Annotated in this window: 20 protein-coding genes; 11 read left to right on the top strand and 9 right to left on the bottom strand. The window is 72.1% G+C overall.

What is annotated here, in order from left to right; all coding sequences use genetic code 11:
* Nucleotides 1–80: 80 nt before the first annotated feature.
* A complete protein-coding gene (locus FDA94_RS32740; protein ID WP_137250938.1) occupies nt 81–1952 on the bottom strand; it encodes a hypothetical protein in 1872 nt (623 codons plus the stop codon).
* On the bottom strand, nt 1937–2692 hold the full coding sequence (locus tag FDA94_RS32735; protein ID WP_246060270.1) for an ABC transporter ATP-binding protein: 756 nt from the start codon (nt 2690–2692) through the stop codon (nt 1937–1939). The genes FDA94_RS32740 and FDA94_RS32735 overlap by 16 nt, the downstream gene beginning before the upstream one ends.
* A 167-nt stretch (nt 2693–2859) precedes the next feature.
* On the opposite strand from FDA94_RS32735, the gene FDA94_RS32730 reads away from it, so the two are divergent.
* Nucleotides 2860–3915 (top strand): hypothetical protein, encoded by a 1056-nt coding sequence (locus tag FDA94_RS32730; protein WP_137250936.1) that lies wholly within the window; start codon nt 2860–2862, stop codon nt 3913–3915.
* 15 nt (nt 3916–3930) lie between these two features.
* The gene (locus FDA94_RS32725; protein WP_137250935.1) at nt 3931–4659 is read left to right on the top strand and encodes a hypothetical protein; all 729 of its coding nucleotides are present in this window, start codon (nt 3931–3933) and stop codon (nt 4657–4659) included.
* Here the strand turns inward: FDA94_RS32725 and FDA94_RS32720 are convergent.
* Nucleotides 4647–5441: a DUF1295 domain-containing protein gene (locus FDA94_RS32720; protein ID WP_246060269.1), complete on the bottom strand. Its 795-nt coding sequence runs from the start codon at nt 5439–5441 to the stop codon at nt 4647–4649. The two genes, FDA94_RS32725 and FDA94_RS32720, sit on opposite strands and share 13 nt — an antisense overlap.
* Nucleotide 5442: 1 nt before the next feature.
* Nucleotides 5443–6615, bottom strand: a complete 1173-nt coding sequence (locus FDA94_RS32715; RefSeq protein WP_137250934.1) for an acetyl-CoA C-acyltransferase — start codon at nt 6613–6615, stop codon at nt 5443–5445.
* A 37-nt stretch (nt 6616–6652) separates the two neighbouring features.
* Between FDA94_RS32715 and FDA94_RS32710 the strand changes: the two genes are divergently transcribed.
* Genes FDA94_RS32710 through FDA94_RS32700 form a run of 3 tightly spaced genes read left to right on the top strand, consistent with a single transcriptional unit; the run spans nt 6653 to nt 10309 of the window.
* Nucleotides 6653–7867, top strand: a complete 1215-nt coding sequence (locus tag FDA94_RS32710; RefSeq protein ID WP_137250933.1) for an acetyl-CoA acetyltransferase — start codon at nt 6653–6655, stop codon at nt 7865–7867.
* 2 nt (nt 7868–7869) lie between these two features.
* Entirely contained in the window at nt 7870–9378 is a 1509-nt protein-coding gene (locus FDA94_RS32705; RefSeq protein ID WP_137250932.1) for a carotenoid oxygenase family protein, read from the top strand.
* Complete coding sequence (locus tag FDA94_RS32700; RefSeq protein ID WP_246060268.1) at nt 9371–10309, top strand: winged helix-turn-helix transcriptional regulator; 939 nt, start codon at nt 9371–9373, stop codon at nt 10307–10309. The genes FDA94_RS32705 and FDA94_RS32700 overlap by 8 nt, the downstream gene beginning before the upstream one ends.
* Here the strand turns inward: FDA94_RS32700 and FDA94_RS32695 are convergent.
* On the bottom strand, nt 10299–11270 hold the full coding sequence (locus FDA94_RS32695; RefSeq protein ID WP_137250931.1) for an NAD-dependent epimerase/dehydratase family protein: 972 nt from the start codon (nt 11268–11270) through the stop codon (nt 10299–10301). The genes FDA94_RS32700 and FDA94_RS32695 overlap by 11 nt on opposite strands.
* Before the next feature lie 61 nt (nt 11271–11331).
* On the opposite strand from FDA94_RS32695, the gene FDA94_RS32690 reads away from it, so the two are divergent.
* The gene (locus tag FDA94_RS32690) at nt 11332–12078 is read left to right on the top strand and encodes an alpha/beta fold hydrolase (protein WP_137250930.1); all 747 of its coding nucleotides are present in this window, start codon (nt 11332–11334) and stop codon (nt 12076–12078) included.
* Here the strand turns inward: FDA94_RS32690 and FDA94_RS32685 are convergent.
* Entirely contained in the window at nt 12002–12916 is a 915-nt protein-coding gene (locus FDA94_RS32685) for an EamA family transporter (RefSeq protein ID WP_137250929.1), read from the bottom strand. The genes FDA94_RS32690 and FDA94_RS32685 overlap by 77 nt on opposite strands.
* 46 nt (nt 12917–12962) lie before the next feature.
* On the opposite strand from FDA94_RS32685, the gene FDA94_RS32680 reads away from it, so the two are divergent.
* Complete coding sequence (locus FDA94_RS32680) at nt 12963–13547, top strand: MarR family winged helix-turn-helix transcriptional regulator (RefSeq protein WP_137250945.1); 585 nt, start codon at nt 12963–12965, stop codon at nt 13545–13547.
* Here the strand turns inward: FDA94_RS32680 and FDA94_RS32675 are convergent.
* Entirely contained in the window at nt 13517–14674 is a 1158-nt protein-coding gene (locus tag FDA94_RS32675) for an alkaline phosphatase PhoX (RefSeq protein WP_137250928.1), read from the bottom strand. The genes FDA94_RS32680 and FDA94_RS32675 overlap by 31 nt on opposite strands.
* 115 nt (nt 14675–14789) lie before the next feature.
* On the opposite strand from FDA94_RS32675, the gene FDA94_RS41250 reads away from it, so the two are divergent.
* From FDA94_RS41250 to FDA94_RS32660, 3 genes are read left to right on the top strand one after another with little or no spacing between them, the layout of a single operon-like run.
* A complete protein-coding gene (locus FDA94_RS41250) occupies nt 14790–17138 on the top strand; it encodes a PEP/pyruvate-binding domain-containing protein (protein WP_137250927.1) in 2349 nt (782 codons plus the stop codon).
* 14 nt (nt 17139–17152) lie between these two features.
* The gene (locus FDA94_RS32665; protein ID WP_137250926.1) at nt 17153–17530 is read left to right on the top strand and encodes a YchJ family protein; all 378 of its coding nucleotides are present in this window, start codon (nt 17153–17155) and stop codon (nt 17528–17530) included.
* The gene (locus FDA94_RS32660) at nt 17514–18593 is read left to right on the top strand and encodes a methyltransferase (RefSeq protein ID WP_137250925.1); all 1080 of its coding nucleotides are present in this window, start codon (nt 17514–17516) and stop codon (nt 18591–18593) included. The genes FDA94_RS32665 and FDA94_RS32660 overlap by 17 nt, the downstream gene beginning before the upstream one ends.
* Here FDA94_RS32660 and FDA94_RS32655 read toward each other — a convergent pair.
* On the bottom strand, nt 18574–19629 hold the full coding sequence (locus tag FDA94_RS32655) for a class I SAM-dependent methyltransferase (RefSeq protein ID WP_137250924.1): 1056 nt from the start codon (nt 19627–19629) through the stop codon (nt 18574–18576). The genes FDA94_RS32660 and FDA94_RS32655 overlap by 20 nt on opposite strands.
* 138 nt (nt 19630–19767) lie before the next feature.
* Between FDA94_RS32655 and FDA94_RS32650 the strand changes: the two genes are divergently transcribed.
* On the top strand, nt 19768–20571 hold the full coding sequence (locus FDA94_RS32650) for an alpha/beta fold hydrolase (RefSeq protein ID WP_137250923.1): 804 nt from the start codon (nt 19768–19770) through the stop codon (nt 20569–20571).
* Here the strand turns inward: FDA94_RS32650 and FDA94_RS32645 are convergent.
* Nucleotides 20558–21037: a nucleoside deaminase gene (locus FDA94_RS32645; protein WP_137250922.1), complete on the bottom strand. Its 480-nt coding sequence runs from the start codon at nt 21035–21037 to the stop codon at nt 20558–20560. The genes FDA94_RS32650 and FDA94_RS32645 overlap by 14 nt on opposite strands.
* Between the last annotated feature and the right edge of the window lies 1 nt (nt 21038).

The following is a 21038-nucleotide window of genomic DNA, read 5'->3' as shown; positions in this document are numbered from 1 at the left end:
CCCGTCCGTGTCGTCCCCATCCAGAGTCATCACTAAAAGTTAGCAATAGTAACTCTGTGTACCTAATGGTGGGTGGGTGATCAGCCCACGTTCTCCAGATGGCGCTCTTCCGACGACTGCCGCTCACGTGTCGCCCGGTCGTGGCGGTTCGGGATGACCGTGCCGTAGTAGATCATCACCGCCCCCATGACGACGAACGCGAGGGCCACCGGGATCCGCCACGGATCCTGCAGGTGCAGCGCCAGGAACCAGAGCCGCGCGTCGCCGCCGGTCCAGATCATCCACAGCGGCACCAGCCCCTGCGGGAACAGCGGGATCCAGCAGAAGATCCACAGGAACGTGACCAGCGCCTGCTTGCCGGCCGGCAGCTTCACCCGGGCCCGCCCCGCGGCAGTCACCTCGCCCGAACCGGGCGAGACGGTCCCGCCTGAGCGCATCAGGCTCAGCAGCTCCGGCCCCCTCGCCGCCAGCATCCGGTGGGCGATCCGCCCGAACCACCACGTCAGCCCCGCGCCCGTGCCCACGCCGACCGCCACGGCCAGCCACGACACGACCGGCAGGTCGAGCGCGTCGCCCAGGTAGGCGACGCCGCCCGCCGGGAGCGCCGTCACCGTCACCAGCAGCAGCATCAGCACGACCTGGCCGAAGATGGCGCCCGCCTCCAGCGGGTTGCCGCTGCGCCTGGTCGGCTCGGTCACCGGCACCAGCATCGCGACCGACACCAGGGCGATCAGCCCGGCGCCGCCGCCCAGCACCGCCGCCAGGATCGACAGCGTCCACGGCCACGTCCAGCCCTCACCGCCGACGATCGTGCCGGCGACGGTGAACACGATCGCGATCGGGGCCACCCGCAGCAGCCAGGCGAGCTGGCGGCCGCGTACCTCCGCCCGCTCGGTGCCGGGGTTGACCAGGTTGAGCCACAGGGAGGTGCCGTCGAGGCCGAACAGGTTGGCCGAGGTCGCGGCGGCCATCACGACCACCAGGACGCCGGCCCACGGCAGCATGCCGTACCAGTCGATGATCAGCGGGACGAGGGTGTAGAGCAGGCCGAAGAAGACGGCGAACCACAGCAGGTGGGTGCGCATCAGGTCGCGCGACCACGTCCGGAGTTCCTTGGCCGCCACCGCGCCCACCGGGCCGCGGGCGGCGAGGTCGCCGCCGGTGCCCTGGGGGACCCAGTGCAGGGGCTTGGTCGTGGTCCGCCTGACCAGCAGCTGCGACCACACGAGCAGCGCCAGCGCGATGAGCGCGCAGATCCCGAGGAGGGCCGCCGCCACCACGAGCCAGTCGCCCCGCCCGGCCGCCTCCACGGCCGCGATGCCCCAGCCCGACGGCAGCCAGCGCACCACGGTCGAGAAGGCCGGGGGGAAGCCCGACGTCAGCAGGTCGAACTGGATCGCCGCCCAGATCAGCACCCACGACTGGTTCAGCACGACGTTCATCGACGCGTTGACCAGCGCCGCCAGGATCGCGCCCGTCCGCGACCGGACGGCCACGCCCAGCACGCCGATCATCAGCCGCGACAGCGCCACGACCAGCGCCACCATCAGCGGGATCGCCACCAGCGCGACCGTGAACCCGGCCAGGCCGAACGACCCGGCGTAGACGGCCAGGGCGCTGAAGGCGACCAGGCTGACCAGCGGGGGGACGCCGACGAAGGCCGTGCCGAGAAGGCCCAGGGCCAGTTTGCGCGGGTCGATCGGCAGCAGCGAGAAGTGTTCGGGCCGGACGCTCTCGTCGCCGCCGCCCGTGTAGACCGGGCCGAGCATCCAGCCGAACAGCCAGACCGCGAAGACGGCCGCCAGCAGGTCGCCGTCGATGCCCGCCACCACGATCGTGCCGATCGCCAGGGCCAGGCCGGCCAGCCCGCCCATGACCATGCCGGCCGCACGGGACCCGCCGATCGAGTGCCGCAGCACCCGTAACTTCATCGCGATCAGGACGCCAACCACGAGGGCCCCTTCATGTCGTCGACGTCGGCCCCGACCAGTTCGACGAACCGGTCTTCGAGGGAGCGGCCGTCGCGCACCTCGTCGAGGGGCCCGGCGGCGGCGACGCGGCCCTTGTCGATCACCGCGACGTGGTCGCACAGCTGCTCCACCAGCGCCATGACGTGGCTCGACAGCACGACGGAACCGCCCCCGGCGACGAAGCTCTTCAGCATCGCCCGGATCGTCAGCGCGGAGACGGGGTCGACCGCCTCGAACGGCTCGTCGAGCACCAGCAGGCGGGGGCCGTGCAGCATCGCGGTGGCCAGGCCGATCTTCTTGCGCATGCCCGTCGAGTAGTCGATCACCAGGGTGCGTTCGGCCTGGTCGAGCTCCAGGATCTCCAGCAGCTCGCCGGCCCGCGCGGCGGCCGTCGCGCGGTCGAGCCCGCGCAGCCGGCCCAGGTAGGTGAGGAGCTCCCGGCCCGTCAGCCGCTCGGGCAGGGCCAGCCCGTCGGGGAGCACGCCCACCCGCGCCCGCGCGCCGATCGGGTCGTCCCAGACGTCGACTCCGAAGACGCGGGCGTGGCCGGTGTCGGGGCGCAGCAGGCCCACCGCCATCGACAGTGACGTGGTTTTCCCGGCGCCGTTCGGGCCGACCAGGCCGTAAAAGGATCCGGGCGGGACGGAAAGGCTCACATGGTCGACCGCTATTTTCGGGCCGAAGCGTTTGCCGAGTCCGTCGAGTTCCAAAGCCGCGGCCACGTCGCTCCTCAGGTCAGGTGTCGGGGGTCAACCTATCGACATAATGGCCATCGATAAATACGGGCTAATTGACAGGAAATGTCCCTCTCGTGCCATCTTCGCCCGGAGCCCGAACTTCTCTGGTCGAACCCTCGTAACGAACGTCGAAATACCGGCAATATGCTCATATGACTTCACCGGACGAGGACGTCGAACGTGCCCTCCGCGCGTTGAAGCACGATCCCACGCCCGCCGTCGCGATCGAGGCCGCCCGGGTCGTCGAGCGGCGACTGCGGACCGGGGAGTCCACCCCCGCCCTCGTCCGGGCCGCCGCCACCGCGCACTCCCGCGCCGGGGAACTCCTCCTGGAGCACGCGATTCCCGGGCTCGGCATCTCGTTCGTCGACGCCGCCGTCATGGCCCGGCGGACCTCGCCCGACCTCGCCGGGGCGGCGAGGCACCTGCTCGCGGCGGCCCGCCACGACCCGCACGACGCCCACACCCTCCTGCTGCTCGGCTCGGTCGCGCTGGCCACCGGCGACCACGAGGCCGCGCTCCGGGCGGTCGGGGCGGGACGCCCGGCCGAGCCCGAGCACGCCGCGATGCTCGGCACCCTGTACGCCTGCCTCGCGGCCTACGACCCCGGCACCGCGGAGGGCCGGAGGCTCTCGATCCTGCGCGCCGCCCTGGCGGCCCCGCCCAGCCTGATGCGCCCGCCCGCGTTACTGGCCCTGGGCGACCAGCTGACCACCAGGTCGGAGGCGCCGCACGACCTGGCCGAGGGCGTCGACGCCCTGGTCGAGCTGATGGAGCAGGCCAAGCCCGGCGACCCCGAGTTCGACCACGCCATGATCCTGGTGCTGGCGGCGATGTGCCGCCACCTGACCGTCGACTTCCCGGCCGACTTCGGCCGCCTCGCCGTGGCGCTGCCCTGGGGCGCCCGCGACGACCTCACCCTGGCCTGCGCGGCGGCCTGCCGGTCGCGCGTCGAACGCGACCCCGAATACCTCACCGAGACCGCCCGCCACCTGCGCAAGGCGGTCGAGCGCTCCCGGCCCGACGACCGGGAGATGTTCCTGCTGGCGGGGGCGGGGCTGGTGCTCTTCTACGACCGGTTCGTGGCCAAGTTCGCGCTCGAATGGCTGAACGCCGCCGACCGGTGCTGCGACATCCTGGAGACGCTGCCCTACTCCATGGACGTGTCGGCCATGCGGCGGCAGATTGCCGAGCAACGGCCCGCCTAGAGCAAAATGTCCTTTATGACCGACATGCTCACCCGATACGCCCGCCTCCTGGCCGCCTCCGCGGACGCCCACGTCGCCCTCCAGGGCGGCAAGGTGTCGCGGAGCGACGACATGTGGCTGGCCGACTTCGGGGGAGCGGCCGGATTCGCCAACGGGGCGACGCTGCTGCGGGAGCCGGAGGACCTCGGCCGGCTGGCCGGCGAGGCGCTCGAGTTCGCCGGTCTGCACGAGGGCCCCGGCCTGTTCTACCTGTGGGGCGGCTGGCCGCTGCCCGAGCCGGTCGCGCCCTGGCGCACCGACGGGCAGCCGCCGCTGATGATCCGCGAGCCCGGCGAGCCGCCGCGCCTGCCCCACCACGTCGAGGAGGTCACCGGCGACCCCGCCGAGTTCGAGGCGACGGTGGCGCGGGCCTACCCGCTCGACCGGGCGGGCTGGCAGCCGGGCCGCCTGTTCGGTGCGGGCGTCCACGCCACCGGCTGGCGGCTGTTTCTCGGCCGGCTCGACGGCCTGCCGGTGGCGACGGCGGCGGCGTACACCTATGACGGGCTCACCGAGGTCAACTACGTCTCGGTGGCTCCGGAGGCGCGCGGCCGGGGGTTCGCCGCGGCGGTCACCTTCGCCGCCGCGTGCGCCGACCCCGCCGCCCCGGCCATGCTGCTGGCCAGCGACCTCGGGCTGCCCGTCTACCAGAAGATGGGGTTCCGGGAGCTGACCCGGTTCCACATGTGGGCCTACGAGCGCTGACGCGGCGGCAGCGGGAAGAACCCGCTGGTCCGGTTGACGTAGTCGACGAACTCCTGGCCCTTGCTCTTCGCCATGCGCTTCTCGGTGAGGGCCTTGCCGCTCTTGGAGATCAGCAGGTACGTCATCAGCCACGGGCACACGATGGTGACGAGCGCCCACGGGGTGCCCAGCGCGATGAGGAACAGGCCCCACCACACGGCGGCGTCGCCGAAGTAGTTGGGGTGCCGCGTCCACGCCCACAGGCCCCGGTCCATGACCCGGCCCTTGTTGGCGGGGTCGGCCTTGAACCGGGCCAGCTGCGCGTCGCCGATCGCCTCGAACGCGAACCCGACGATCCAGAGGGCCACGCCCAGCCAGGTGAAGACGTTCAGCGGCTGGGGCTGGAACATGGCGATCTGCACCGGCAGCGACACGAACCACATGACCGCGCCCTGCGGCAGGTAGATCTTCTTCAGCACGAAGGGGGCCACCGGACCGCTGTTCTGGCGCAGCATGGCGGCGTACCGGGGATCTTCGCCCTTGCCCCGGTTGCGGTGGTGGATGAACGCGCCCAGCCGCACCCCCCAGATCGCGGTGAGCACCAGCGCGAGCAGCGACCGCGCCGGACTGCCCTCGCCGGCGGCGAGCGAGACGACGAACGACACGATCGCGACGACCACGAACCCGAGGCCCCAGACCGAGTCGACGATCGACTGGTTGTTCGTGCGCAGCGCGTAGGCCATGGTCACGGCCATGGTCAGCGCGACGGCCACGAGGGTCGCCGCCAGATTGATCCAGATCACGTCAACCGTCTACCCGCTCGATGAGCACAGCCACCCCGAGCCCGGCCGCGCCGCTGACGGCGGCGACCCCGTAACGCCCGCCGAGGCGGGTCAGGTTCTCGGCGCACTGCCCGACCATGATCGCGCCGGTCGCGCCGAACGCGTGCCCCATCGCGATCGTGCCGCCGCCGGGGTTGAGCCGGTCGGGGCCCGGCCCGAGGTCGCGCCGCAGCCGCAGGCACAGGGCAGAGAAGGCCTCGGCGAACTCGTAGACGTCGACGTCGGCGGGGGTGAGCCCGGCCCTGGCGATCACCTTCTCGACGGCGACCTGCCCGGCGGTCAGCATGACGACCGGATCGACGGCGGCGGTCGCCGCGCCCACGACCCTGATCGGGCTCTCCGCCGTGCCGAGGACCAGCAGCGCCGCGCCGTCGGCCAGCGCGGGGGAGGAGCCCACCGTGTGGTGGTGGACGATCTCGCCCACCTCCGGATGGGCCTTCAGCGCGACGGCGTCCTGCACGGGGTCGGCGAAGGCGGGGGCCAGCGCGGCCAGCGACTCCATCGAGGTGCCCGGCCGGATCAGCTCGTCGCGGTCGAAGACCGACCCGTCGGCGCGGGTGGCCGGGATCACCGAATCGGCGAAGTCGCCCCGGTCCCAGGCCGCCGCGGCCTTCGCGTGGGTCTCGACGGCGTAGGCGTCGAGCTGCTCGCGGGTCCAGCCGTCGATCGTGGCGTTCAGGTCGGCGGCCACCCCCATGTGGATCGAGCCGACCCGCTCGATCGTCGCCGGGTCGGTCCAGAGGGGCGCGCGGTCGCTGAACATGGCCACCCGGGAGACGCTCTCGACGCCCCCGGCGACCGCGAGGTCCATCTCCCCGGTACGGATGCGCGCCGCCACCTGGGCCACGGCGTCGATCCCGCTGGCGCAGAAGCGGTTGACCGTGCCTCCGGGGACCGCGTCGCCCCATCCGGCCAGCAGCGTGGCCACCCGGGCGAGGTTGCCGCCCTGCTCGCCGACCTGCGAGGCCGACCCGACGATCACGTCGCCGACGGCGGCCGGGTCGAGCCCCCGCCCGGCGAGCGCCCGCTGCAGACCGGACACCAGGTCGACCGGGCTCAGGTGGTGCAGCGAGCCCTTGGTGGAGCCCTTGGCCCGGGGCGTGCGCACGTAGTCGTGGAGGTAGACGTCAGACACGTTTGCACTGTAACTCTGTTTGTTGTAGTACGAAAGCATGCCGGAAGCCGTATGGGTCCTGGGTGGCCACCAGACCGACTTCGCCCGCAACTGGTCCCGCGAGGGCCTCGACTTCGCCGACCTCACCGGGGAGACGGTCCGCGCGACGCTGGAGGACGCGGGCGTCTCCGCCGCCGACGTCGACGTCATCCACGTCGGCAACGCCTTCGGCCAGCTCTTCACCGGCCAGGGCCAGCTCGGCGGCATGCCCGCCACGGTCGTGCCCGAGCTCTGGGACGTCCCCGCCACCCGGCACGAGGCCGCCTGCGCCTCCGGCGGCGTCGCCCTGCTCGCGGCGATGGCCGACATCGAGTCGGGCCGCTACGACTGCGCCCTCGTCCTCGGCCTGGAACTCGAACGCACCGTCCCGGGCGACGACGCGGCCGGCCACCTGGGCGCCGCCGCCTGGGTCGGCCACGAGGGCCGGGACGCGAAGTTCATGTGGCCCCACATGTTCAGCGCCCTCACCGACGAGTACGACCGCCGCTACGGCCTCGACGAGGCCCACCTGCGTGCCATCGCCCGGCTGAACTTCTCCAACGCCACGGCCAACCCCAACGCCCAGACCCGCAAGTGGGCCTTCACCGACGCGAGCTTCGCCGCCGACGACGAGGCCAATCCGGTCGTGGAGGGCCGCGTCCGCCGCACCGACTGCTCCCAGATCACCGACGGCGGCGCCGGCCTGGTCGTGGTCGGCCGCCGCTTCCTGGAACGGACGCGGGCCCGCCCCATGGCGCAGATCCTCGGCTGGGGCCACCGCACGGTCGGCCTGCCGCTGGCCCAGAAGCTCGCCCGCAGCGCCGGAGAGCCCTACGTCCTCCCGCACGTCCGCCGGGCGATCACCGACGCCTTCACCCGCGCCGGCGTCTCTTTGGCGGAAATCGACGGCATTGAGACCCACGATTGCTTCACCATGTCGGAGTACGCCGCGATCGACCACTTCGGCATCACCGACCCCGGAGAGAGCTGGAAGGCCGTCGAGAACGGCGACCTGGAGATCGGCGGGCGGATCCCGGTCAACCCCGGCGGGGGCCTGATCGGCGGGGGCCATCCGGTCGGCGCGACCGGCGTGCGGATGGTGCTCGACGCGTCCCGGCAGGTGGCAGGGCGGGCGGGGGCCTACCAGGTCGAGGGGGCCCGCCGCTTCGGCACGCTGAACATCGGCGGCAGCACCACCACGACCGTCAGCTTCGTGATCGGAACAGGGGAGTAGCAATGGACGTCGACGTCGTGGCACGGGTCCTGTCGACCCTTCCGGAAGATGACGACCACCCCTACCGGACCGGCCCGTGGCGTCCGCAGACCACCGAGTGGCGGGCCGACGACCTCGACGTGATCGGCGAGATCCCGGCCGACCTCGACGGCGTCTACCTGCGCAACACCGAGAACCCCGTCCACCCGGCCATCGAGCGCTACCACCCGTTCGACGGCGACGGGATGGTGCACGTGATCGGCTTCCGCGACGGCCGGGCCTTCTACCGCAACCGCTTCATCCGGACCGACGGCTTCCTCGCCGAGGCCGAGGCGGGCGGGCCGCTGTGGGCCGGCCTGGCCGAACGCCCCTCGCTGTCGCTGCGCGACGGCTGGGGCGCGCGCGGCCGCCTGAAGGACGCCTCCTCGACCGACGTCGTCGTGCACGCCGGGGTGGCGCTGACCAGCTTCTACCAGTGCGGCGACCTCTACCGGCTCGACCCGCTGACCCTGGAGACGCTCGGCAAGGCCGAATGGCACGGCGACTTCCCCTACGCCTGCGGCGTCTCCGCGCACACGAAGGTCGATCCGCGCACCGGCGAACTGCTGTTCTTCAACTACGGCACCGACGAGCCCTACATGCACTACGGCGTCGTCTCGGCCGACAACCGGCTGACCCATTACGTGGACGTTCCGCTGCCCGGCCCCCGGCTGCCGCACGACATGGCGTTCACCGAGAACTACGCGATCCTCAACGACTGCCCCATGTTCTGGGACCCCGACCTGCTGAGACGGGGCAAGTACGCGGCCCGCTTCCATCCCGACATCCCGCTGCGGATCGGCGTCGTCCCCCGGACCGGCGCGAAGGTCCAGTGGTTCGAGGCCGCCTCGACCTACGTCCTGCACTGGGTGAACGCCTACGAAGAGGGCGACGAGATCGTGCTCGACGGCTTCTTCCAGGAGGACCCGGAGCCCAAGGACCTCGGCGACGGCAGCTATTACCAGCGTATGTTCCGCTTCCTGGCGCTCGACCGGATGAAGACCAAGCTGCACCGCTGGCGGCTGAACCTGACGACCGGCCAGTGCCGGGAGGAGCGCCTCACCGACTCGATCACCGAGTTCGGGGTGCTCAACTCCGCGTACGGCGGCGTCGGCTACCGCTACGCCTACGCGGCGACCGGGGTCGAGGGCTGGTTCCTGTTCGACGGCGTGACCAAGCACGACCTGCTGACCGGGAAGGAGGAGACGTACAGGCTCCCCGCGAACGTCTACGGCAGCGAGCCCGCCATGGCCCCGCGCGCCGGATCGGCGGCTGAGGACGACGGCTACCTGATCACGCTGACGACCGACATGAACGACGACCGCTCGGAGTGCCTGATCTTCGACGCGGCCCGCGTGGGCGACGGCCCGCTGGCCCGCATCCGCCTCCCCGAACGCGTCTCCAGCGGCACCCACGCCACCTGGGCTCCCGGGGAGTCGATCCCCGGCTGGCGGACCGCGGAGTCTCCTGAACGGGCCGTCGGGCTTGCCTGACCCGGGAACCCGCCCCACCGCGCTGGCCCCGGGGGGCACCAACGCGGTCGGCATGACCCTCGGCCTGGTCGGCGACGAGTGGAACCTGCTCATTCTCCGGTACGCCATGATGGGCGTCCGGCGCTACGGGGAGTGGCGCAGCGCGCTCCCGATCTCCCACGCCGTGCTGACCGGGCGGCTGGCCCACCTGACGGAGTCGGGCGTCTTCGAGAAGACGTCGGACTACCGGCTGACCAAACGCGGGCGCGATCTGTGGCCGGTGCTGCTGACCGTGTGGGCGTGGGAGTCGGCCTGGGTGCCGGAGCACGCGGAGTCGCTGCCGGTGATGGTCCACCGGGGGTGCGGGTCGGCGTTCACGCCCGTCCTGGCCTGCCAGGCGTGCGGCGAGGCCGCGCTGCCCCGCGACGTCGCCGGGACCTTCGGCCCGTCGGGGACGTGGGAACGCTCGGTCCCCTCCGGCACGACCCGGCGGCGGGTCGCCTCGGCGTCGGCCGGGCTCTTCCCCCAGACGATGACGCTGATCGGGAACCGGTGGTCGGCGGCGATCCTCGGCGGGGCCTTCCAGGGGCTGCACCGGTTCCGCGACTTCGAGCAGCGCCTCGGCGCGCCACCGGCGATCGTGGCCGACCGGCTGCGCGTCTTCTGCGACCTGGGCATCTTCGAGCAGGCGCCGTCGGCCGACCGGGCCGACTGGACGACGTATCACCTGACGGACAAGGGACGGGCGTTCTTCCCCGTCGTGGTGACGGCGATCGCGTGGGGGCACCGGTGGTTCCGGGCGCCCGAGGGGCCGGCGCTGGTGTATCGGCACCTGGGGTGCGGGGAGGCGTTCGTGCCCCGGTTGGTGTGCGGCGAGTGCGGGGTGGCGTTGCGCGGGCACGACGTCGCGGTGGAGCGGGCCGTCGCGGACGCGGGCCCGCTCAGGCGATGAGCGGGCCGGCCACCTTCAGCTCGTCGTGGTCGATCAGCCAGCGGACGGCCTCCAAAACGGCGGCCTGCGGCTGGTGCTCCGGCGCGTAGCCCAGGAGGGTCGCGGCCTTCTCGATGGAGCAGAAGTGGCTGCGGTGGAGGTGCTCCCAGCTCGCCTGCGCGGGCTCCCGGGGCGTGTGGCGGCGGAACTCCTCCCAGCTCACCGATTCCAGCGTCGCGCTCTTGCCGAACCAGGCCGCCGCCTGGTGCGCGAAGCCGCGGACGTTCAGGGCGGTGGCGGCGACGACGTTGAAGTCCTGGCCCGCCGCCGCGTCCCGGCGGTCGAGCGCCCGTTCGAAGGCCTGGGCGACGTCGTCGGCGTGGACGTGGTGCATGAGCTCGGCGCCGAGGCCCGGGATCCGCAGCGGCCGCCCGGCCGAGAGCGTGGCCGACACCCCGGGGTCGAGGTTGCCCAGAGGGCCGATCGGGTGCCAGCCGGGGCCGACGATGTGCCCCGGGTGCAGGGACGTGGTGACCAGTCCGCCGGCGGCGGTCTCCTCTTTCAGCATCCGCGCGATCCGGTCCTTCTGGACGCCGTACTCGCCGACCGGGGCGGTGCCGGTGGTCTCGGAGATCGGCAGGGCGAGGCTGGGGCCGTACCGCCAGATGGAGCCGCAGTGCAGCAGGTGGCCGGTCTCGCCCCGCAGGCGGCCGACGAGCGCCGTGGCCGATTCCAGGGTGAAGCAGACGAGGTCGACGACCGCGTCGGGGTGCAGGGCGGCCACCGTGTCGCCGAAGACCCCCTCGCGGTCCTGCCGTTCCCGGTCGGCGACGACCTGGCGCACCTGCCGCCATTCGGGGGCGTCGGTGTAGGCGGCGCGGGAGCCTCGGCTGATGTTGACGACCTCATGGCCCGCCCGCACCAGCCGGGGGACCAGATAGGTGCCGATGTGGCCGCTGCCACCGATGACTACGACTCGCATGCGTCCCACCTTGGCGCAGCCGGACGCGGTTCGTCACCCGCCACCGATTAGCTTGACGGTCATGGAGATCTGGTACGACCGCCAGGGAACCGGCGACCCCCTCTTCCTGCTGCACCCGGGCGGCGTCGACTCACGGGCCTTCGACGTCAACGTCGCCGGGCTGAAATACCGCTTCACCCTCTGGCGGGCCGACCGGCGCGGGCACGGCCGGACGGCCGACGTGGCCGGGCCGTTCACGTTCGGCGCGATGGCCGACGACCTGATCGCTCTGCAGGAACGGCACATCGGGCCCGCCCACGTGCTCGGGTGCAGTGACGGGGCCGCTGTGGCGTTGACGTTGGCGTTGCGGCGGCCCGACCTGGTGCGCGGGCTCGTGCTGGTCGCGGGCGTCTACCACCACGACGGGTGGCTGCCGGGGGTGCTCGACACCGACGAGGACACCCTCGAATGGCTCGGGCGGAGCCACGCCGAGGTGTCGCCCGACGGCGAAGGGCACTATCGGGTCGTCGCGGCCAAGCTCGACGACCTGCACGCGCGCGAGCCGGCGTACACGGAAGAGGACCTGAAGGGGGTCACGGCGCGCACGCTGGTGATGGTCGGCGACGACGACGAGGTGCGGCTCGAACACGCGCTGCAGCTCTATCGGGCGCTGCCCGACGGGGAGCTCGCGGTGGTGCCCGGGACGTCGCACGGGCTGCTGGTGGAGAAGCCCGAGCTCTGTCATCAGATGATCAGCGAATTCCTGCTGCGCGATCCGGTTCCGACCTTCGCGCCGATCCGGCGGCGACAGGTGGGCGCCTCGGGGTGACCGGGCGGCCCAGCAGGATGCCGGCGAAGGTCAGGGCCAGGCCGCCCAGCTGGATCGGGGTCAGGGTCTCGGCGGCGACCAAAGTGCCCACGACCACGCCGGTCACCGGGTTGAGCAGGCCGATGAGGCCGACCGTGCCGGCCGGGAGGTGGCGCAGGCCGGTGAACCAGGCCGCGAAGGCCACGGCGGTGGCGACGACCGACACGTAGGCGTAGGCGGCGACGCCCGACCCGGTCACGGGCGGGGGCGCGCCCTCGACGACGACCGCGAACGGGAGCAGGACCAGCCCGCCCGCCGTGAGCTGCCAGGCGGTGGACGCCAGGACGTCCACGCCCCGGCTCCAGCGCTTGGCCAGGATGAAGCCGGCCGACGACAGGATCATCGCGGCCACCGACGCCAGCACGCCCCAGCCGTTCACCGCCTCGGCGCCGGTGAAGACCGTCAGCGCCACGCCCGCCACGCCGACGGCCGCGCCGGCCAGGTGGGTGACGGCCGGGCGTTCGGCGACCAGACCCCAGGCCAGCAGCATCATGACCATCGGGGAGGTCGCCATGATGGTGGACGCGACACTCGACGGGAGAAGCTGGGCGGCCAGGTAGATCAGGGCGAAGAAGACGCTCATGTTCAGTGTGCCGAGGACGAGCGAACGCCACCACCACGAGCCGGCCGGGAGCCGCCTGGTCAGGAGCAGCAGGAGCAGGCCGGCGGGGAGGGCCCTCAGCACGGCGCCGTAGAGGGGGTGGGTGGCGGGGAGGTAGGCGTGGGTGACGTAGTAGGTCGTGCCCCACGCGATGGGGGCGATCGCCGTGATCGGCGCCCACCGCCAAGTAGCTTCCATGGAAACTAATATTAGCTTCCATGGAAGATATATCCTGACCCACGTGATGGATCACGTCGCGCGCATCCAGCAGGAATGGGCCCGCGAGCGGCCCGACGTCGACGTCAGCCCGGCCGGAGTCATCGGCCGGCTGCACCGCGTGGCCGGGCATCTGACCGACCGGCTCTGCCTCGTCTACCGGCGGTTCGGGCTGGCCGAGGGCGAGTTCGACGTGCTGGCCGCCCTGCGCCGGGCCGGGGCCCCCTTCGAGCGCGCGCCCGGCGAACTGGCCGCCCACACCATGGTGACCACGGGGGCGATGACCAAGCGCGTCGACCGCCTCGAACAGGCCGGGCTCGTCACCCGGCGGCCCAGCGAGTCGGACGGGCGCGGGCGGGTGGTCGCCCTGACGGCGGCGGGGCTGGAGCTGATCGACGCGGCCTTCACCGAGCACATGGCCAACGAACGCCGTCTCCTCGACGCCATCGGCGCCGACGACGCCGCCCGGCTGGAGGAGATCCTCACGCGGTGGCTGGCCGTCTTCGAACTGCCCGTCGGGGAGCCTCCGGCCGGAGGCCTGAGCGGGGTGGCCGCGTCGTCGACCGGCCACCCCTCGCCCGGTCAGCGGCGGAACGGGCCCGTCACGCAGTAGGTGATGCCGCCCGAGGACGAACCCGACGTGCCCCGCTGCGAGGAGAAGTAGAGGCGGTCGCCCGCCGGGTTGAAGGCCGGGCCGGTGATCTCCGACGAGCTCTGGCCGCTGATGCGCAGGAACGGGGAGATCTTGTCGTCGGGGGTGATCAGGCAGATCTCCATGTTCCCGCCGTCCTCGGCGACGTAGAGGTCGCCCGAGGTCGAGCCCGTCACGTTGTCGACGCCCGTCAGCGGGGGCGTGCCGGGGGAGACGAGGCTGTCGTCGTAGGCCAGTTCGTAGGTGTTGTTCGTCAGGTTGACCTGCCAGACGCGGTTGTCGCCCTTGGTGGTGAACCAGACGGTGTCGTTGGCGTAATAGCAGCCTTCGCCGCCGTTGAACGACTTCGACCCCGGCACCTGGTCGCGGGTCAGCGTCGGGCTGCCGTCGGGGTCGGGGATGTTCGCCCAGGTGAAGGAACCGCTGGTGGCCGAGCCCGCCACCATGACCTGCAGCCGGCCCGCCGACAGGTCGCCCCAGGTGGTGGGGACGAAGCGGTAGAAGCGCCCGTTCGTCTCGTCTTCGGTCAGGTAGACGACGCGGCGGACCGGGTCGGCCGCGGCGGCCTCGTGGGTGAACCGGCCCATCGCGGGACGCTGCACCGCCGCGCCGCCGAAGGGGTGGGTCTCGTACACGAAACCCCGGCTGACCTCTTCGCACGACAGCCAGGTGTTCCACGGGGTCTTGCCGCCGGCGCAGTTCTGCCGGGTGTCCGACAGGATGCGGTTGGCCGAAACGACGGTGCCGGCCGAGTTGAAGCGGATCGCCGAGGCGCCGCCGCCGGGGTTGATCTCGGAGTTGGAGACGTAGATCCAGCCGGATCCGTCGGCGAAGCAGGCGCCGCCGTCGGGGGCGTCGTGCCAGGTGTACGAGGTGCCGGAGACCACCTGCCGCGACCGGGCGACCACCTGGCTGGTGAAACCCGCCGGTAGCCGGATGCCGTTGGCGTCGGCCGCCTGGAGGGCGCCGTAGGGGCCGGTCGCGGGCTGGGCCGGGGCCGCCAGCGCCGCGCCCTGCCAGAGGGACCCGGAGAAGGCCACCGTGCTCGCACCCAGGACGGAAGCGCGCAGGAAATTGCGTCTTTCCATGATTTCTTACCTCCTTGACCGGGACTGTAAGCCTGGCAATGTTTACACACGGTGAACGGCACACGGGCGCTGAGTGACGGGTTTGGTGTGTCCGAGTTTCCGGCATCATCCCGAAATGAGCACGTACACCCTGCCGTTGACCAGCGACTCCGCCGACGTCGGCACCGCCGGGGGGAAAGGCGCCTCCCTCGCGCGGCTCGCGACGGCGGGGCTGCCGGTCCCGGGAGGGTTCCACGTCACCACCGCCGCCCGCGAGGCCGGGATGAACCGCGAGGTGACCGCAGAGATCACGGCGGCCTACCGGGCGATGGGCGACGACGTGCCGGTCGCGGTGCGGTCGTCGGCCACGGCCGAAGACCGGCCCGACGTGTCGTTCGCGGGGCAGCACGACACCTATCTCGGGGTCCGGGGGGCCGCAGCGGTGATCGACGCGGTGGAGCGGTGCTGGCGGTCGCTCGACAACGACCGGGCGCGGGCCTACCGGGAGCGGGTGGGCATCGAGCGGCCGGGGATGGCGGTGGTCGTCCAGGAGCTCGTGGACGCGTCGGTGTCGGGGGTGATGTTCACCGAGCTCGACGGGAAGCTGGTGATCAACGCGGCCTGGGGGCTGGGGGAGACCGTCGCGGGCGGCACGGTCACGCCCGACGTCTACGTCGTCGACCGCGACGGCCACATCGAGGAGACGATCTCCGAGAAGACCGTCATGGCGGGCACGTCGGGGCTCGTGCCGGTGCCGGGCGACCTGCGGTCGGTGCCCACGCTGACGCGCGAGCAGGTGATGGCGCTGACCGGGCTCGGGCGGCGCATCGAGATCCTGTACGGAATGCCGATGGACGTCGAGTGGGGGATCGCGGCGGCCAAGCCGTACATCCTCCAGGCCCGGCCGATCACCGGGCGGCGGGAGGTGTGGAACGACTCGCTGGGCGGCGACTACCTGTGGAGCAACGGCAACCTCGGGGAGGCCATCCCCAGCGTCATGACGCCGGTGACCTGGTCGGTGGTCCAGCGGTTCATGGCCGACGCGATGATCACCGGGTCGTTCGCGGGCCACCCCATGTGCGGGAACATCGGCGGGCGCTTCTACATGAACCTGTCGGTCCTGCTGACCATCGGCGAGTCGCTCGGCCTCAGCCGGATGATCAGGGACAGCCTGGAGCCGGTCTTCGGCCGGCTGCCCGAGGGGGCCGAGGTCCCGCTGCTCCCGCTCGCCCGGCTCCAGCTGGCACGGGGGATGGTGCCGCTGCTGAGAGGCCGCCTGGCGCTGGTCCCCTACGCCCGGCGGCTCGACCGCGCGCTGCCGCGCGTCCGGCGCCGGGCCGACGACCTGCGGACCCTGATCGCCGTCAGCAACGACCTGACCGGCCTGTGGCGGGGCGCGGTCGAGCCCTACTTCCGCGAGTGCAACCGCCTCCTGGCCGCCGCCGGACGGCAGGACGCCGGCAGCCTGATCTTCCTGCGCAACCGCCTGGAGAACCTCGTCGGCGCGGCCGACGCCAACGCGCTGACCAGTGGGTTCGGCGCCCACCTGGAGAGCATGGGGCCGCTGCTCGGCCTGGGCGAGGTGCGGCGCGGACGGCTGTCCCGCCAGGAGTACGCCCACCGCTGGGGGCACCGCTGCCCCGACGAGTTCGAACTGTCGGTCGCCCGGCCGGGCGAGGACCCGCAATGGCTCGACCGCGAGCTCGACGGCCTGTCGGAGGACCCGATCGAACTGCTGAACCGGCAGGAGCGGGCGTCGCGGGCGGCGTGGCGGCGGTTCAAGGAGCATGATCCGCGCAACGCCTACCGCTACTGGGGCCGGATCCGGCGGTGGAGCGAGATCGTCCAGGCCCGGGAGGAGGCGCGGTCGGAGGCGGTCCGGGCGTTCTGGGTGCTGCGCGACTGGGTGCGCCGGGCCGGGTCGGTCACCGGCATCGGCGAGGACGTGTTCTTCCTGCGGATCGGGGAGATCCTGCGGCTGCTCCGGGGCGATCGGGGCGTGCTCGGCCTGATCGACACGCGCAGGGCGGCCTACCACCACTACCGGTCGCTGCCGCCCTACCCGGGGGTGATCCGGGGCGCGTTCGACCCCGAACGCTGGGCGGCCGACCCCGACCGGCGGTCCGACTACGCCGACGCGACGACGGGGCTCCCCGCGCGGAACGGGTCGATTCACGGCTTCCCCGGCGCGGCCGGCGTGGTCGAGGGGATCGCCCGCGTCATCCCGTCGATGGGCGAGGCGGAGCACCTGGCCGCCGGGGAGATCCTGGTGACCAACGTGACCAACGTCGGCTGGACCCCGCTGTTCCCCCGCGCCGCCGCCGTGGTCACCGACGTCGGCGCCCCCCTGTCGCACGCCGCGATCGTCGCCCGCGAGCTGGGCATCCCCGCCGTCGTCGGGACCGGCGACGCGACGAGCCGGATCCGCGACGGCGCCCGGGTGCGGGTCGACGGCTCGGCCGGGACGGTCGAGGTCCTGGACTAGGGAAGAATGGCCGGGTGGTCGAGACGGGGTGTCCTTGCGGATCGGGCAAGGGATATCGGGAGTGTTGCGGGCGGTTCCACGCCGGTGCGGCGGCGGCGCCGACCGCCGAGGCGCTGATGCGGTCGCGGTTCTCCGCCTACGCCAAGGGCGACACCGCCTACCTGCTGACCACCTGGCACTCCACGACCAGGCCGCCGCGCCTCGACCTCGACCGGAAGACCCGGTGGACGACCCTGGAGATCCTCGAGACCACCGGCGGGTCGGCGATCCACACCGAGGGGACCGTCCGGTTCCGGGCCCACTACGCCGAGCGCGGCCGGGCCGGGGTGCTGGAGGAGCACAGCTCGTTCTCCCGTGAGAACGGCCTCTGGGTCTATGTCGCCGCTCTCTGATCTCGGCCTGCGTCGCCACCCCGACGACCCGCGCGACCCGTTCCGGGCCTGGGACGCCGCCGACGAATACCTCCTCGACGAACTCGGCGAGCCCCAGGGCACGGTCGTGGTGTTCGGCGACCGCTGGGGCGCGCTGGTCACGGCGCTGGCGGCGCACCGCCCCGTCCAGATCACCGACTCCTACCTGACCCAGCAGGCGACCCTGGCCAACCTGGCCCGGCTCGGCCTCCCCGAGGCCACGCTGCTGTCGACCCAAGACGCCCCGCCGGCCCGCATCGACACGCTGCTGGTCCGGATCCCCAAGAGCCTCGCCCTGCTGGAAGACCAGCTGATCAGGCTCGCGCCGGCGGTCCACGAGGGCACCAGGATCCTCGGCGCGGGCATGGTCAAGGAGATCCACACCTCCACGCTGGCCCTGTTCGAGAGGATCCTCGGCCCGACCCGCACCTCTCTGGCGGTGAAGAAGGCCCGGCTGATCTTCACCGAGCCGCGCCCCGCGCCGGTCGCGAGCCGGTTTCCGGTGACGTACACGCACGAGGGCCTCGACCTGGTCAACCACGCCGGGGTGTTCTGCGGCGACCGGCTCGACGTCGGCACCCGGTTCTTCCTCAAGCACCTGCCCGAGACCGTCAAGGGGCAGCGGGTGGTCGACCTCGGGTGCGGCAACGGGATCGTCGGGGCGTTCGTGCTGCGCGACAACCCCGACGCCGAGGTGCTGTTCGTCGACGAGTCCTACGCCGCCGTCGCCTCCGCCCGCGCCAACGTGCGGGGCCCGGCGGAGTTCCGGGTGGGCGACGGGCTGGCCGACGCCGAGCCCGGGTCGGCCGACCTGGTGCTGTGCAACCCGCCGTTCCACTCGCACCAGGCCGTCACCGACGCGACGGCGTGGCGCATGTTCACGCAGGCCAAGCGGGCCCTGCGGCCCGGTGGTGAGCTGCGGATCGTCGGCAACCGGCACCTCGGCTACCACGTCAAGCTGAAGCGCCTGTTCGGCAACGCGACCCTGGTCGCCGGCGATCCGAAGTTCGTCGTGCTGAGCGCGGTCAGGCGCGGGCCTCGATGACCAGGTTGAAGTCGGTCGTCAGGGCGGTCCGCACCCGGCCGAACCCGGCCTCGCGCAGCAGCGCCTCGATGCGGGAGGGGCCCGACTGGTTGCCCAGCCCGAGCCTGGCGCCCTCCGACAGGCCGTGCGGCAGGCAGAGCATGACCGAGGCCGCCGCGTAGGTCGCCGCGATCGGGTTGCCGATGGTGTCCTCCAGGCGGTCGGCCGCGTAGGGCTCGACGACCATGACGGTGCCGCCGTCGGCCAGGGCCTCGCGGGCCCGGGTCGCCGCCGTCAGCGGGTCGCCCATGTCGTGGAGGGCGTCGAAGAAGCAGATCAGGTCCCAGGTGCCGTACTGCTCCTCGCCCGAGTCGGCGACGTGGAAGTGGACCCGGGCGTCGACCCCGGCGTCCTTGGCGGCCAGCCGGGCCGCCTCGATCGAGGGCTCGTGGGTGTCCACGCCCTCGAAGCGGGAGTTCGGGTAGGCCTCGGCCATAAGGATCGACGACGTCCCCATGCCGCAGCCGACGTCGAGCACCCGGGCCCCGGCGGCCAGCCGCTCGGTGACGCCGTCGAGGGCGGGCAGCCAGTGGTCGACCAGGCTGAACCGGTAGAGCGGGGCGAAGAACCGCGACACGCCGTCGAACAGGTTGTCGTCGTGGCGGTCCCAGGCGAAGCCCTCGCCGGTGCGGAACGCCTCGGCCAGGTGGTCGGCGGCCTTCCAGGAGGCGGCCTGGATCTGCGACGCCGAGGCGCGGGCGGCGATCGTGGTGTCGTCGGCCAGCACCAGGGCGTGCTCGTCGGGCAGTTCGTAGGCGCCCGCGGCCGGGTCGTAGTCGACGTGCTCGGCGACGGCCTGCACCCGCAGCCACTCGCGGACGTACCGCTCGGACAGGCCCGTCTTGGCGGCCAGGTCGGCGCTGGTGAGCGGGCCGGCGCCGGCCATGGCGCGGAACAGGCCGAGCCGGTCGCCCAGGTGCGTCTGGAGGGTGAGGCTGGAGCCCAGGCCCTCCAGGGTGATCTTCATCGCGAAGTCTTCGATTTTCGTGGTGTCCATGTCGTACACCCTGCCCACTTCGCATGTCACGGCCCTTTCACCGTTCTGTCGCCGGTCATGAAAGGGTGAAATCTCCACCATTAGTATTGACGCCATTTCGGTGGGTAATGTGCATATTCCGGAATGGGGGATTTCGCAATGCCGTACATCACCACGAATGACGGGGTCAGGATCTTCTACAAGGACTGGGGGACCGGCCAGCCCGTCGTCTTCAGCCACGGCTGGCCGCTCACCGCCGACGTCTGGGACGACCAGCTGCGCCTCGTCGCCGAGCACGGCTTCCGGGGGATCGCGCACGACCGGCGCGGCGGCGGGCGGTCCGACCAGCCGTGGAACGGCAACGACATGGACACCTACGCCGACGACCTGGCCGCCCTGCTCGACACGCTCGACCTGCGCGACGTCGTCCTCGTCGGCCACTCGACCGGCGGCGGCGAGGTCACCAGGTACATCGGCCGTCACGGCACCTCCCGGGTCGACAAGGTGGTGCTGGCGAGCGCGGTCCCGCCGCACATGGCCGCCTCGATGCCGATCGAGGTCTTCGACGAGATCCGCGAGGGCGTGATCGGAGACCGGTCGCAGTACTACAAGGACCTCGCGCTGCCCTTCTACGGTTTCAACCGGCCGGACGCCGAGATCAGCCAGGGCGCGATCGACGCCTTCTGGATGTGGAGCATGCAGGTCGGCATCAAAAGCGCCTACGAGTGCGTGCGGGCTTTCTCGGAGACCGATTTCACCGAGGATCTGGGGCGGATCGACGTGCCGACCCTGATCGCCCACGGCGACGACGACCAGATCGTGCCCTTCGAGGCGTCGGCCCCGAAGTCGGCCCGGCTGATCCCCGACGCCACCCTCCAGATCTACCCGGGGGCGCCGCACGGGATCAGGGGCGACTACGCGAAGGCGTTCAACGCCGACCTGCTGACGTTCATCGCGAAGTGATCGTGCGGTGGTGGAGGGCCTTCATCGGGGCCTCCAGCGCCGCGACGGGGCCTTCGACGGTCACCCCGGGCGCCACCTCCTGGATCGGGAGGGGGCGCACCGGCGCCGACGGCGCGCCCCACCCGTCGCGCCACTCGGTCAGCTGAGCAGCCGAGACGGCGTACACGATGCGGCCCAGGCCGACCCACGCGTGGGCGGCCGAGCACATCGGGCAGTGTTCGCCGGAGGTGTAGACGGTCGCGCCCGCCCGCTGTTCCGGCGTCAGGTTGTTCGCGGCCCAGCGGGCCAGGTCGAACTCGGGGTGGCGGGTCTCGTCGCCGCCCGACGTGCGGTTGTGGTCTTCGGCCACCTTCGTGCCGTCGGCCGTGGCCAGCACCGAGCCGAACGGCTCCTCGCCCGCCTCGAACGCCTCGTGGGCCAGTTCGACGCAGCGGCGCAGGTGCGCCATGTCCGTCTCGGTAACCATC

The sequence above is a fragment of the Herbidospora galbida genome, assembly GCF_005233835.1.
GTDB lineage: Bacteria > Actinomycetota > Actinomycetes > Streptosporangiales > Streptosporangiaceae > Herbidospora > Herbidospora galbida.
The sequence above is the reverse complement of the archived record's forward strand: the minus strand, read 5'-3'. Positions and strand labels throughout refer to the sequence as shown.

Excerpts from the sequence above, each read along its gene's own strand:
- FDA94_RS32680 (WP_137250945.1), top strand. The coding sequence starts at position 12,963 with ATGGATCACGTCGCGCGCATCCAGCAGGAATGGGCCCGCGAGCGGCCC.
- FDA94_RS32690 (WP_137250930.1), top strand. The coding sequence starts at position 11,332 with ATGGAGATCTGGTACGACCGCCAGGGAACCGGCGACCCCCTCTTCCTG.
- FDA94_RS41250 (WP_137250927.1), top strand. The coding sequence starts at position 14,790 with ATGAGCACGTACACCCTGCCGTTGACCAGCGACTCCGCCGACGTCGGC.
- FDA94_RS32710 (WP_137250933.1), top strand. The coding sequence starts at position 6,653 with ATGCCGGAAGCCGTATGGGTCCTGGGTGGCCACCAGACCGACTTCGCC.
- FDA94_RS32695 (WP_137250931.1), bottom strand. The coding sequence starts at position 11,270 with ATGCGAGTCGTAGTCATCGGTGGCAGCGGCCACATCGGCACCTATCTG.
- FDA94_RS32650 (WP_137250923.1), top strand. The coding sequence starts at position 19,768 with ATGCCGTACATCACCACGAATGACGGGGTCAGGATCTTCTACAAGGAC.
- FDA94_RS32705 (WP_137250932.1), top strand. The coding sequence starts at position 7,870 with ATGGACGTCGACGTCGTGGCACGGGTCCTGTCGACCCTTCCGGAAGAT.
- FDA94_RS32725 (WP_137250935.1), top strand. The coding sequence starts at position 3,931 with ATGACCGACATGCTCACCCGATACGCCCGCCTCCTGGCCGCCTCCGCG.
- FDA94_RS32730 (WP_137250936.1), top strand. The coding sequence starts at position 2,860 with ATGACTTCACCGGACGAGGACGTCGAACGTGCCCTCCGCGCGTTGAAG.
- FDA94_RS32660 (WP_137250925.1), top strand. The coding sequence starts at position 17,514 with ATGTCGCCGCTCTCTGATCTCGGCCTGCGTCGCCACCCCGACGACCCG.
- FDA94_RS32685 (WP_137250929.1), bottom strand. The coding sequence starts at position 12,916 with ATGGAAGCTACTTGGCGGTGGGCGCCGATCACGGCGATCGCCCCCATC.
- FDA94_RS32675 (WP_137250928.1), bottom strand. The coding sequence starts at position 14,674 with ATGGAAAGACGCAATTTCCTGCGCGCTTCCGTCCTGGGTGCGAGCACG.
- FDA94_RS32645 (WP_137250922.1), bottom strand. The coding sequence starts at position 21,037 with ATGGTTACCGAGACGGACATGGCGCACCTGCGCCGCTGCGTCGAACTG.
- FDA94_RS32655 (WP_137250924.1), bottom strand. The coding sequence starts at position 19,629 with ATGGACACCACGAAAATCGAAGACTTCGCGATGAAGATCACCCTGGAG.